The organism is Pseudoalteromonas sp. H105 (assembly GCF_001469215.1).
In the GTDB taxonomy this organism is placed as follows: Bacteria; Pseudomonadota; Gammaproteobacteria; order Enterobacterales; family Alteromonadaceae; genus Pseudoalteromonas.
In genome coordinates this window covers 47,927-60,118 of the sequence record NZ_LOFH01000001.1, presented here as the reverse complement: position 1 = coordinate 60,118, position 12,192 = coordinate 47,927, and the positions used below count along the sequence as shown (strand labels likewise).

Here is a 12,192-nt window from a genome sequence, read left to right as displayed (position 1 = left end):
GTTTTAGTAAAACTTAGAAACTAATTGTGTAGTTCACACGGTAGTCACGACCAAAGTTGTTATACAAGTCTTGGTTATCCCATGTACCTGCTGATGAAAGAACTGGATCTTCATCAGTTAAATTATTGATTGTGAAAGTAACTGAACCGTAGTCACCTGCAAAATAGCTGTAAGTTAAGTTATGAATCAACCAGCTATCAAGCTTGCCTTCTTGCTCGTAAAAACCATCGCCATCTCTGTCAATCTCTGTCTCAGTTGTGCTATCTGTGTAAGTAGAGTTCCAAGATACTGAGTGATCTTCATATGACCATGAAATTGTTGCTACAGACTTAAGTTCTGGTTGACCTGACCAACCTGTAGTATTTTGAACTGTACCACCTACTTCAGAATCATACGCAAGTACGAAGCTGTTTACGTTGCTGAAACGTAAGTCACCAAATGCTGTTTCAAGGTTAGCATTGATTGTGAAATCGATACCTTCAATTTCGAAACCAGCGCCGTTGAAGTAAGATGTACCTGCTTCAATTAGCGTACCAGATGCTGCACGTTTCAAGTAGAACGTTTCATTTGTAGTATCTGTATCAGGAGAAACAGCTGAAATTAGACCAGCAGCCTCATCAGAAAGAAGACCTTGTAAAGATTTAGACTGAATTACGTTTTCAACTGAAAGTTGGAAGTAATCAAGTTTAAAGCCTAGGTTATCATTCACATCCCACGCCACACCTAAGTTAGTGTAATCTGATGTTTCAGCATCAAGATTAGAGTTCTGAGTGTAGTAAGTATCATATTGACGAGATGTTGTTGCGCCATTTGCGTAATCGATTGCAGACTCTGCAGAGAATGTGCGTGCAGCATTTAACAAGTCAAGACCAGGCGCACGGAATGATTCAGAGTAAGAACCACGAACAACAACACCTTCCATAGCTTCCCAACGTGCAGATAGAGCTGGCGCGATGTTATCACCGAAATCTGAATAATCATCGTAACGCGCTTTAAGGTTAAGCTCTACCGTTTCAGTTACTGGTAATACTGTTTCGAAGAATACCGCTGTTACATCACGAATACCTTCAGAAGAGTTACCTGCTGAACCACCGATACGACCCGCTTCAGACTGACCATCATAGATATCTGCATACGTTTGCTCGAAGTACTCAGCACCCACGTAGTGAGACACTGTACCACCAGATAGCTCACCTAAATCAAAACCGATACCAGCAAATACTTGGTCAAATGTAGAAGAAGATTCTTGAAGAGTCGTTGCTTTCATGTTTGCAACACCTTCCTCTGAACCTAAATCAATACCGTTTTGTTGATTGTAAGCAAGACCTGAATAAGAAAGGTAGTATTGACCTACTGACTTATTATCAGCCTTATTGCGGTGATAATAAACTTCCCAAGACGCATTATTCCAATCAAGGAAACCACGAAGACCGGCTGTTAAATCTAGGTTGTAGTCATCAACGTTACCATCACGCGTACCGATGTCTACCCAACGGAAGTAACCTGTAGTTTCTTCACCAAATGGGTTGTGCTCATTATCAGCAGCCATACCACGCCAAGGAGCAGCAGGTGGAGCGTAACGACCGAATGAAGAGTTTTGTACAAACATTGCTTGACCAAAGAACTCTACATTTTCAGATAACTCATAGTTAGAGCTAACATATAATGTGTTACGGTCGATTGAAGCGGTGTTGTAAGATACGTTACCGAATGCATACATACAGTACTCAGAGCCTGGGCCCCAATCTTCATTTGCGTCAACTCGGCGGAATGTGTCTTCACCGTATTCAGCAATTAGGTCATCACACTTTTCAGACGCTTTTGCAATAGAAAAGTCAGGAGCAGCAATTGTTGCACCATAGATAGACCAACCAACAGTGTCGCCTGAATATGCTTCAATATCACCATCGCCGTCTAAATCGCCGATTTTTGCTTTAGTATAATCACGAGCGCCGTCACTAATACCTTTACGTTTTTGGTGATCGAATGAAAAAGTTATATTACCTTTGTCACTAGAAACACCACCCACTACAGAGAACTCAGATGAAGTTGTACCTTCATCTTGGTCACGGTGACCAGCGCCAACGTTGAAAGTTAAACCTTCAAAGTTGTCTTTAAGGATTACGTTAACAACACCTGCCATTGCATCTGAACCGTAGATTGAAGAAGCACCTTCAGTCATGATATCGATACGTTCAACAGCTGCCATTGGAATAGCATTAAGGTTAGCAGATGCACCACCAAGCGTTGGTGAACCTGGGAAACGGCGGCCATTTAAAAGCACAAGAGTACGACGAGAACCAGCACCGCGAAGGTTGATAGTTGCTTGTGACTGCGCTGAGCTACCTGAACGCTCAGAGAATGAACCGAAAGAGTTTAATGAGCTAGAACGTAAAGCATCAGCAACTGTAAAGTCACCTTCCATCTTTATGTCTTGCGCTGTGATTGAGATTACTGGTGAAGCGCCTTCAAGGTCAGTACGTTTGATACGTGAACCGGTTACTTGGATACGTTCAACTTTTTCTGCACCCTCTTCAGCAGCCATTGTATTCGCTGAAAAGGCAGCAGTTGAAACTGCACCAAAAGCAATCGCTAAGCGAACAGCTTTTGAAACTTTATTATTTAACATTTGATTCTCCCTGGACCACTATATTGCGGTTATTTTTATTTAGCTTTTGTAAACGATTGCGCATCTAAAGTTGCAATCACACAAAGATACTAAACAAAAAAATCACGACTGCCAACATCTGTTCACGAATAATTAAACTAATTTAAGCAATTAATTCAAAAAACACACCAAAGGGGTACAAATATACATTTTTTAGGGACGGTCATATTACCTAATTTAGTAATGTTAACAATTGGTGTATTTATTGAAGGTACTTAGTTTCTTTTTTGGCAACAATTAAAACAGGTCTAACTGGCTCTTTTTTGTACTTTGGAAGTCTAAATTTAATGGCTGGAGTATCATTTGTGCGATAGGTTTTAGTTGTTTTTCTACGTAAAGTGCATAATCAAACTTTTGAGAGTTTCGATGCAATTGCGCCCCACTACTTGTATAGACATATTCGACAATCTGCCCTTTCGTTATTTCAAAATCAGGGTTTGTTACCTGGTACCTTTTTAATGCTTGAACATGTGGGGGAATATTTTTTTGATAATCAGATAAATGTTGACCTAAGCGTTTGCGGTAAATTAACTTACTATCAAACTCGCCAGCATATAATCGTGCTATATAGCTTTCAATAACGGGGGATAACGTGGTTGCATCAAAGTTATCTTTAAATAACAGCTCAAAAAGCGCTACTTGAAACTCTTGTGCAAGCTCTGTCCAATCACTGCGAACGGTTTCCATCCCTTTAAATATAAGTTGCTCCGTGCCTTTACTTATAATTTGACCTACATAGCGTTTTTTAGATCCCGTTGTTTTTCCTCGAATTGTCGGCATAAAAAATGGGCTGTAGTGTGTTTCAAACTCAATCTCTAAATAGCTTTGTAATTCAAACCTGCTATTTATTTCCTCTTCCCACTTTTTATTGATGATACGTGCAAGCTGAATCCCTTCATACTCACACTCTTGTGCTGTCATCGCTTCATCAAGGCTTACAAACGTCGAATCCGTGTCGCCATAAATCACTGAATGCCCAAGCTCTTCAAGCCACTTCCGTGTTGTTTGCATAATTTCATGGCCACGCAGTGTAATGGAACTCGATAATCGCGGGTCGAAGAAACGACAGCCTTTTGAGCCAAGTACGCCATACAAGCTATTCATAATAATCTTAATCGCTTGCGATAACATTGGTTGCTCGGTTTCTTTTGCATGTTGACGAGATGCAGCTAATTCTTTAATTAAGTTGGGTAGGTGATGGTACTCCCTTGAAAAATAGGCTTCATGAAAGCCTGAAATGGCATTTTCAACACTCTCAAGGCCTTTTATTAAGCCAAGTGGGTCGATGCAAAATGTACGCATAATTGAGGGGTACAAACTTTTAAAATCTAAAACCAACACGTTTTTATAAAGTCCTGGTGTTGACTCCATAACATAACCACCAGGGCTTTCAAACGTTAAACCATGCTCACCTAAATTAGGTGCAACATACCCACTTCGGTGAAGTAACGGTAAGTACAAGTTAGTAAACGCAGCCACGGAACCACCCATCCGTTCAAGTTCTAAGCCTGTTAATTCAGTACGCACAACAGCAAACTCTATAAGTTTAAGTTTATCGAATATTCTATTAACTAAAACGCAATCTTGGCGGTTATAGGCTGCCAGAGCCAGTTTGTCTTCATTATATTGACGAACAATTTCACTTAAACGGTTATTGCTTTTTATTAGTTTTTCTTCACCTAATACTTTGTGACTCACATTTGCAAGCGAAAAACTATCATAGTGATACGTTGCATTTTTTAACGTATCAATGCCATCAATGACGCATCGTCCAGGTAATGTTAAGCGCGTAAAGTGGCCTTCTTTAATATACAAAGGCGAACTCCCTCTGCCTATGAGCAGCTTTATTCCAAGCTCTTCAGCACGTTTGTATAGAACTGAAAAATCAAATTCAATGACATTCCAGCCAATAATGATATCAGGATCAACACGTTGAATAATGATCTGAAGTTGATTCAGTAAATCGATCTCATCGTGACACCACACAATTGACTGCTCAGATTCGACTGGTTCACCAATCATCAATATACAATCAATGCCATCACCCACTAAACCAATTGAAAACAATACCCCTTCGCCACTGCACTCAATATCTAAAGATACGCGTTTAAAGGTGGGCGTATACTTGTTTGCCGCTTTAACTTGTGCGTTATTGATTTGAATATAACCTTGCTTTTTCGTTACTTCTCCCGTGACATACACACTGCCTCGAATAAAGCGCTCCATTAAAAACCGATCAAGATGACGAATATCTGCTTCATATATCGAAATAGCCAACTCAAGTTTAGTTCGCGCGTTATATAATGATTGCGTTGAAGTAAAATAACAGGCTATGCATTTTTCAGAATCGAAATGGCGCATGGCGACATCTTTCATGTCAACGGGAATTGCTGCTGCTTTTAGTAAAAGTGTTGCTTTTGCAACATCTGAAGCGCGTATGAAAAAAACAGCTTCTTGATGAGGGATCAACACTTTAATCGGGCCTGCGTCGCTAGATAGCCAGTAACACAGGGTAATCCCCTCTTGCGCGTTATACTTATTAGGTGAGTATTGCTGCCTTGAAAGTATAAAGCCTTGATAGATTGCTTGTGTCAATGTTCGATCCCAATTAATATACAGCACTGTAATTATATACATACTTTAGGTTATTCACCCATGCTTTCTGATCCCTTAAAAGCCACAATCCGAAAAATTCATAAGCATGTGGCCGATAACCTGAGCGATTATCGTCCGCGGAGTAGCCAAAACTATCTCGTAGCTGAAATCGCAAAAACACTTGCTGGTGAATACCATAAAAAGCAACGTATTTGCGTTATCGAAGCAGGTACGGGCACAGGTAAATCACTCGCTTATTGCTTAGGGGCTTTGCCTTTAGCACTTGCACAGAAAAAGAAACTTGTCATATCCACCGCGACAGTCGCGTTACAAGAACAACTAATCAGCAAAGAGCTCCCCTTTTTCAGGGCTCATTCGGGCCTTGATTTTAAGTTTGATTTAGTAAAAGGTCGACAGCGATATATTTGTGCTCATAAACTTCACAATGCTGTAAATGGTGATAGTCAAACTCAAATGGAGTTTATGCCTTCACTCAGCTCACCTCTGAGTCCGATGGAAGCAAAGTGCTTAAAGCAACTTTATGATGCATACATTAATAAAAAGTGGCAGGGTGATAGAGATAGCTGGGCTGATACCATTCCTGATCGTGTATGGGGATTAATTGCCTGTGATAAACATGCTTGCCAGCGACAAATGAAAGCCCATCAAACTTGCCCATTTCAGCTTGCTCGGCAACGTTTAATGCAAATGGATGTGTTAGTAATTAACCATTCGTTATTGCTCGCTGATCTTGATTTAGGCGGCGGTAAGATTTTACCTGAGCCCGATAATACAATTTATGTTATTGACGAGGCTCACCATTTAGCCCATATCACGCGTGACTTCTCTTCTGCAGCGGCGACGATAAAAGGCACGATTGATTGGCTCGATAAACTGACAAAATTCAGTGGAAAAATGGCAAAAGTTTTAGTTGGACAAAAAGCCATTGGGCAAAATTTTAAGCTGTGTGACAGTATTAATGATGCCAATAAAGATTTGAAAGTTGTTCGGGACCTACTTGATAACGCAGATTTTAATTACACTCAAGATGACACATACCGTTTTGAACATGGCGAAATACCCGATTCTTTATTCAACAAAGCCAAAGATATCAGTGAAGCCACCCTGGATGCCCTTCGCTGTTTGAATAAAATGCACGACACACTAGTACAAGATGTAAGTGACGGCGATATTAAACCTTATGTAGCCGATCCTATACTGGGTGAAAGTGGCCATTACATTAATCGGTTAGAACAACTTAACAAGCTTTGGTTCAGTTACGCCAATAAAGGCGAAGGCATTCCACACGCGCGTTGGATCAAACGCTTAGAGTATAAAAACCACCATGATCATCTCTTAAGCGATTGCCCGATAGAAGTAGGCTATTACTTAAAAGACAAGCTTTGGCGACAATGTGCGGGTGCTGTTTTATGTTCAGCCACTTTAACAGCGCTGGGATCTTTTGATCATTTTGCGTACGAAAGTGGTTTAGCTAAGGAAGAAGGTGTAAAGTACCTTAAAGTCCCCTCGCCATTTGACTACCCAAATCAAGCAATACTTCACATCCCACAGTCAATTATTGAACCGACACATAAAGACTTTAGCAATCATTTGGCCAAAATATTACCGACACACTTAAATAAGCAACAAGCCAATTTAGTGTTGTTCGCCTCTTATTGGCAAATGGATCATGTCGTTAAAGCATTGCGACTAAAAAACATGGATATTTTAGTTCAAGGTGAAATGTCGCGTGAAGCGCTTTTAAAAAAACACAGTAAGAATATAGATGAGGGTGAAGGTAGTATATTATTCGGCACACAAAGCTTATCTGAAGGCTTAGACTTACCCGGTAAATACCTTGAAAACCTCGTGATAACTAAAATCCCTTTTGCAGTGCCAACCTCACCGATAGAAGAAGCCCAAGCTGAATTTGTCCAAAGTAAGGGCGGTAACCCATTTTTATCGATAACCGTGCCTGATGCGGCAAAGAAATTAGTGCAAAGCTGTGGTAGACTGCTGCGTAAAGAAAACGACCAAGGACGAATTACTATTCTTGATCGCCGATTAGTAACCAAGCGATATGGAAAAGCCATGCTTGATACACTACCACCCTTTAAAAGACAAATAGACCATTGATGTTTGAACTTGCACTTGACCCAACAACATGGGCACTTCTTTGCGCTGTGGCACTGGCCGCAGGTTTCATAGATGCTATAGCCGGCGGTGGTGGCATGTTAACAGTCCCCGCTTTATTGACAGCTGGATTACCTCCACATTTGACTTTAGGTACAAACAAATTAGCTGCGAGCTTTGGATCACTGACCGCGAGCGTTACCTACTTTCGCAAGCAACTATTCAACCCCCGATTTTGGGCTGCCTCAATTATTGCTACTGGATTAGGTGCTTTAATCGGCACTTTAGTCGTTGATTATTTAAGTATTGAATTTTTAAATAAACTGTTACCGGTCGTGATTATTCTTGTGGCCTGCTACAGCATTTTTGGCAACCTTAGTGCGACTGAGGATGATGCATTACCTCCTCTAAATCGAACTACAAAAATAAAACAATGGCTACAGGGATTAAGCCTTGGCTTTTTTGACGGGCTAGCAGGCCCTGGTGCTGGAACATTTTGGACAGCCTCAAACAGCTTACTTTATAAAATGAGTTTACTATTAAATTGCGGCTTAGCGCGCTCAATGAACTTTGTTTCAAATTTTGTCTCTCTCATCACCTTTGTTGCTCTTGGTCACGTTAACTTTTTGTTAGGTATCACGATGGGCGTGTTTCTTATGCTAGGTGCTTGGTTAGGGGCCCATTCTGCCATTCGATTTGGTAGCAAGTTTATTAAGCCCGTGTTTAATACCGTTGTTATTGTTTTAGCGCTGAAATTAATTTACGAGGCATATCTTTAATATGCAATCAGCCGCATTTGAAAAACTTTGCCACCAAGTGGATATACTTAAACAACAAGCGATTAAATTCGATAACGCAAAACTGCTCTCTAAAAACCGATATATGCAAGCTCAGCCTAGTTTATTTGATCGCCGTGTTTTCTCAACAAAAAGCTTGAATTTAGTTGACTATATCATTGAAATAGAAGATGAAATAAACAGGCTCCCGCCAGCAGAACATCGCCATGCATACAATTACGCCATTGAACGTATTGGCAATCAAGTAGAAGCCGTATTTAACGTCATAAAATCAACACCTATTTGGGCCAAAGAAAATAAAAATACCTTTAAGCCACGGAGCAAGCCTAAAGCTTTGCAACAAGCGGCAAAAAAAATAATGCAACCCATACATGAACTCTACGATGAATTAAAACAGAATCATGAGTTTGAACGCAGGCTTGTATTGATGATAGACGAACGTAAACTAAAGATGCAAAATGTGGGCCCTGCTAAAGCCTCTGAGCTTAACTTGGAAATATTAACGTTGCATGGTCGCTTAGGCCGATGCCGCAAGGCTATATCAGCTACTGAAGAGAAAATACAACAAGTTGAAAAACAACAACTACGTTAAGTATCATATACGTAATAGATTTTTACTAAAGTAGCAACTTCACGCTCAATTTTGCACCAGATATTCGATTTATCCAACACCTTAGTATAAACTAAAATCAAAGACATAAACTAAGTGAGCAAGGCAGTGCGACTTCATGATGATATACACAACTACTTCGAAAAAATAGTGGTTGAAGAAATAATAAAGCGCAAATTAGATAAGCTATATGATGAAGATGTTATGGCTGATTTTTGTTGTACCGTATTAAATCAATTAACGCCCCGCTATATTCGATTTGATGTTGATATGGCTTTTTATTTACCACAACACGAACGAATTCATATGGAAAACCAAGTTAACGTGGCTATCGAAGTCGCTATCAGTCAAATAGCTAAAAAAGGGCAAGCATGAATCCATCACTCGAACAAGCGCCTGCCCACATTAAACTAGCTGTTGATCTGATCCAATTGCTAGAAGAGAACGATGTAGAACCTGAAGATGTTTTAAAAGCATTAGAAATAATTAAGGGTGATTACACAAATAAGCTAGCTACATCACCCTAATAAATTATTCATTGTTATACATACGCTCAGAACCCGACTACTCTCCTTTGAATATACCCACATAAGTAGCTTGCGTGTTTGACTTGCTAGCCCTATACATACCAGAGGTGTTGAATGGCATACTCAAGTTGCCATCCTTATCAACGATTATGACACCGCCCGTTCCACCGATTGGTTTAAGTACACCATTGATTACCTCATCGCCAGCTTCTGTGATCGTTTTCCCCTGATATTTAACGCGAGCACAGATATCAGCAGCAACACTATAACGAATAAAATACTCCCCATGCCCTGTTGCAGACACAGCACAAGACTCATTCTCCGCAAATGTGCCCGCTCCAATGATAGGCGCATCGCCAATACGACCAAATCGTTTCGCAGTCATGCCCCCCGTCGAAGTACCTGCTGCTAAATTACCAGTCTTATCAAGCGCGACAGCCCCAACGGTACCCATTTTAAAGTTCACGGGAAGTGCTGAGTGTGCTGCTTGATAATCTTTGTTTGTTTGCTTTGCTTTATCTAGTTTCTCTTTAGCTTTCAACAGGGACTTATAGCGATTTTCAGTATTAAAGAGACTATTTTCAATCAATGGAACGTCATGATTTTTAGCAAACTCTTCAGCGCCTTGTCCACTAAGCATTACGTGGACTGATTGTTCCATAACTAAACGAGCTAAGTTAATTGGGTTTTCAATGTGTTTAACACCTGCAACAGCCCCGGCTTGACGGTCTCGCCCATCCATAATTGAAGCATCGAGTTCATGTGCACCCTCGTATGTATAAACAGCCCCTCGGCCAGCATTAAAGTAAGGAGAATTCTCTAATACATTAATAGCGGCTGTAACAGCATCTAAGCTCTCTCCGCCTTGCTCAAGTACTTGATAGCCAATCTCTACAGCTTCTTTAAGTTTGGCTCTGTATGCTTTTTCTTGCTCTGGTGTAAAACGACTTTTTTCAATGGTACCGGCGCCACCATGAATGGCAATTGCAAATGGGCTTGTATTAGCAAGCGATGGCGGGCTAACAATAATTGACGTTGCACTGACTAAGACAGCTAAAACTAATGTGTTCATATTTTTCTGTATAGTGTTTTATATGTAGCACTAATGTGAATAAACTTATCCTCAATTACAACATTTACCAGATAGAACACATAAAAAAAGCGCCTAGTGGCGCTTTATTTAAATTTCACATTTGATTAAGATTGTTGAGCTTTCAAACGTGCTAAACGTGCTACTTGATGCGTAGACGTCAAGAAAGAATACATTGGTGCTAAATAGCCACGCTTACGAAGGTCTAAAAAGTCCTCGTCGCTTAGTTCATTTAGTTTTTTCTCATCAATAAGGTAAATACCGTTGATGTCTTTTTTCTCACCTTTGATATCAACTGTCAGTGTTTGCGCTACTAAAAGCTCTTTGTCAGCTAGATATTGAGTGAAAGCTTCAGTCACTTTCGAAAACTCAATAAATGATACCAATGCATCTTTACGACGCTTTAAGTAATCCGTCTCTTCACCGTTTTCGAATAATGCACTGCCTTCAGCTTCACCAACTAAAGGGCTTGCTTCATCAATCACGATACCGTATTGATCTTCTTGCGGGTGTTTAACCAAACCAAGTGGGTAACGCGTTGTAGCCATTGGTGCATAAGCTGCTGTCCATTTACCGTCTTGAACAAATAAATTTTCACCTGGCTCTAAACCAAACATAGCAACGGCTTGAAACTGACCTGTTTCGTTATTTTTTACGAAAGACATTGGAAATTCGTTTGCTACACGTGCAAACTCATGTGCAACAACTGGCACTAAATGCTGTGATTTTAAAAATTCTACATTGATGCCGTTTTGAATTTTAGTGTTGGCATGTTTTTCGTTGTGTAAAGGCTGTACTTGTTGCTCCGCCATGTTACTGCTCCATTAATTTATAAATTATGATTTTTGCTGTTAGTACCCTAAGGCTAAAGGTTTTGGTTGCAAAAAGGAAGTGAAAATTTTGTGGCAATTTGTACAATTTAAATCAAAGAATAGCAAAGGTCTTTTATGCAAATAAATGATGGTTCAAAAATTAATCTACGCGTAAACCTTTACCATTACATAATAGTAAAATTTTGTTAATATATTCAGTAGTTTTAGGATTAAATAAGCTTGGGAAATATGGAAAATTACGCGTTAAACCCACACTATAAAATTGATATCATTCATATTGAAAGCATTGGCGAAGACATTATTATCATTGATAATTTCTTGAAAAGTATTGACCCTGTAATTCACTTTGCTAATCACTTTGCTTATTTAGAACCCATTGGAAGCGACGGTACTTTATTTCCTGGTAAAAGAGATACAATGCCGAAACCTTATTATCGCGTTTTTGAGCAGCTATTTGCCACGTTGAAAGACAAAGGCGTGTTCAAAGGTAAACAAAATCTCTATTTACATAGGTGTAAGTTATCACTGGTTACTCAAAAATCGGGGGATTTAAACATTCTTCAACGCATCCCCCACATTGACTCAACTGATGATAATACCTACGCAGCAGTTCATTATATAAAAGGAAAGGAATCTAACGGCACTGCCATATATCGTTATAAGCCAAAGAACTTAGTTAAAATAACAGATGAAAATCAGCATGCCTTTCTAGAGTTAATTGAAGAAACGAAAAAGCATGAATCGCAACACTCTGGATATTTAAATAGTGATACATCATTATTTGAGCAGGTTGTTAGTATTGAAGCAAAAGAGAATCGAATCGTTTTATATAAAAGTAATTTATTACACTGTGCAAGTTTAGATAATAATGTCGATTACACAGCAGATATAAGACATGGTCGCCTATCTATTTCAAGCTTCTTTCGGCTAATTGAATAA

10 protein-coding genes are annotated in these 12,192 nt (G+C 39.6%); 6 read left to right on the top strand and 4 right to left on the bottom strand.

Annotated features, from left to right (window positions below; translation table 11 throughout):
- Positions 1-13: 13 nt before the first annotated feature.
- Together ATS75_RS00235 and ATS75_RS00230 are read right to left on the bottom strand one after the other, a co-directional pair.
- Positions 14-2,629 carry a TonB-dependent receptor domain-containing protein gene (locus tag ATS75_RS00235; protein WP_058558428.1) on the bottom strand — a complete coding sequence of 872 codons (2,616 nt, stop codon included), beginning with the start codon at positions 2,627-2,629 and terminating at the stop codon, positions 14-16.
- 276 nt (positions 2,630-2,905) lie between these two features.
- A complete protein-coding gene (locus tag ATS75_RS00230; RefSeq protein ID WP_058559051.1) occupies positions 2,906-5,263 on the bottom strand; it encodes a DNA polymerase II in 2,358 nt (785 codons plus the stop codon).
- 60 nt (positions 5,264-5,323) lie between these two features.
- Here ATS75_RS00230 and dinG point away from each other — a divergent pair, with 60 nt between their 5' ends.
- From dinG to ATS75_RS19975, 5 genes are all read left to right on the top strand, one after another.
- Positions 5,324-7,399, top strand: a complete 2,076-nt coding sequence (gene dinG / locus ATS75_RS00225; protein WP_058558427.1) for an ATP-dependent DNA helicase DinG — start codon at positions 5,324-5,326, stop codon at positions 7,397-7,399.
- Positions 7,399-8,175 carry a sulfite exporter TauE/SafE family protein gene (locus ATS75_RS00220; RefSeq protein ID WP_058558426.1) on the top strand — a complete coding sequence of 259 codons (777 nt, stop codon included), beginning with the start codon at positions 7,399-7,401 and terminating at the stop codon, positions 8,173-8,175. The genes dinG and ATS75_RS00220 overlap by 1 nt, the downstream gene beginning before the upstream one ends.
- A gap of 1 nt (position 8,176) precedes the next feature.
- The gene (locus tag ATS75_RS00215) at positions 8,177-8,785 is read left to right on the top strand and encodes a primosomal replication protein (RefSeq protein ID WP_058558425.1); all 609 of its coding nucleotides are present in this window, start codon (positions 8,177-8,179) and stop codon (positions 8,783-8,785) included.
- 126 nt (positions 8,786-8,911) lie between these two features.
- The gene (locus ATS75_RS00210; protein ID WP_058558424.1) at positions 8,912-9,178 is read left to right on the top strand and encodes a late competence development ComFB family protein; all 267 of its coding nucleotides are present in this window, start codon (positions 8,912-8,914) and stop codon (positions 9,176-9,178) included.
- Positions 9,175-9,330, top strand: coding sequence for a DUF2496 domain-containing protein (locus ATS75_RS19975; RefSeq protein WP_082665363.1), 156 nt, complete (start codon positions 9,175-9,177; stop codon positions 9,328-9,330). Before ATS75_RS00210 ends, ATS75_RS19975 begins: the two co-directional genes overlap by 4 nt.
- Positions 9,331-9,367: 37 nt before the next feature.
- Here ATS75_RS19975 and ATS75_RS00205 read toward each other — a convergent pair whose 3' ends face one another.
- The gene (locus ATS75_RS00205; RefSeq protein WP_058558423.1) at positions 9,368-10,402 is read right to left on the bottom strand and encodes an isoaspartyl peptidase/L-asparaginase family protein; all 1,035 of its coding nucleotides are present in this window, start codon (positions 10,400-10,402) and stop codon (positions 9,368-9,370) included.
- A gap of 125 nt (positions 10,403-10,527) precedes the next feature.
- Positions 10,528-11,232 carry a SapC family protein gene (locus tag ATS75_RS00200; protein ID WP_058558422.1) on the bottom strand — a complete coding sequence of 235 codons (705 nt, stop codon included), beginning with the start codon at positions 11,230-11,232 and terminating at the stop codon, positions 10,528-10,530.
- A 249-nt stretch (positions 11,233-11,481) separates the two neighbouring features.
- On the opposite strand from ATS75_RS00200, the gene ATS75_RS00195 reads away from it, so the two are divergent.
- Entirely contained in the window at positions 11,482-12,192 is a 711-nt protein-coding gene (locus tag ATS75_RS00195; RefSeq protein WP_058558421.1) for a DUF6445 family protein, read from the top strand.

Excerpts from the sequence above, each read along its gene's own strand:
- ATS75_RS00235 (WP_058558428.1), bottom strand. The coding sequence starts at position 2,629 with ATGTTAAATAATAAAGTTTCAAAAGCTGTTCGCTTAGCGATTGCTTTT.
- dinG (WP_058558427.1), top strand. The coding sequence starts at position 5,324 with ATGCTTTCTGATCCCTTAAAAGCCACAATCCGAAAAATTCATAAGCAT.
- ATS75_RS00220 (WP_058558426.1), top strand. The coding sequence starts at position 7,399 with ATGTTTGAACTTGCACTTGACCCAACAACATGGGCACTTCTTTGCGCT.
- ATS75_RS00215 (WP_058558425.1), top strand. The coding sequence starts at position 8,177 with ATGCAATCAGCCGCATTTGAAAAACTTTGCCACCAAGTGGATATACTT.
- ATS75_RS19975 (WP_082665363.1), top strand. The coding sequence starts at position 9,175 with ATGAATCCATCACTCGAACAAGCGCCTGCCCACATTAAACTAGCTGTT.
- ATS75_RS00205 (WP_058558423.1), bottom strand. The coding sequence starts at position 10,402 with ATGAACACATTAGTTTTAGCTGTCTTAGTCAGTGCAACGTCAATTATT.
- ATS75_RS00200 (WP_058558422.1), bottom strand. The coding sequence starts at position 11,232 with ATGGCGGAGCAACAAGTACAGCCTTTACACAACGAAAAACATGCCAAC.
- ATS75_RS00195 (WP_058558421.1), top strand. The coding sequence starts at position 11,482 with ATGGAAAATTACGCGTTAAACCCACACTATAAAATTGATATCATTCAT.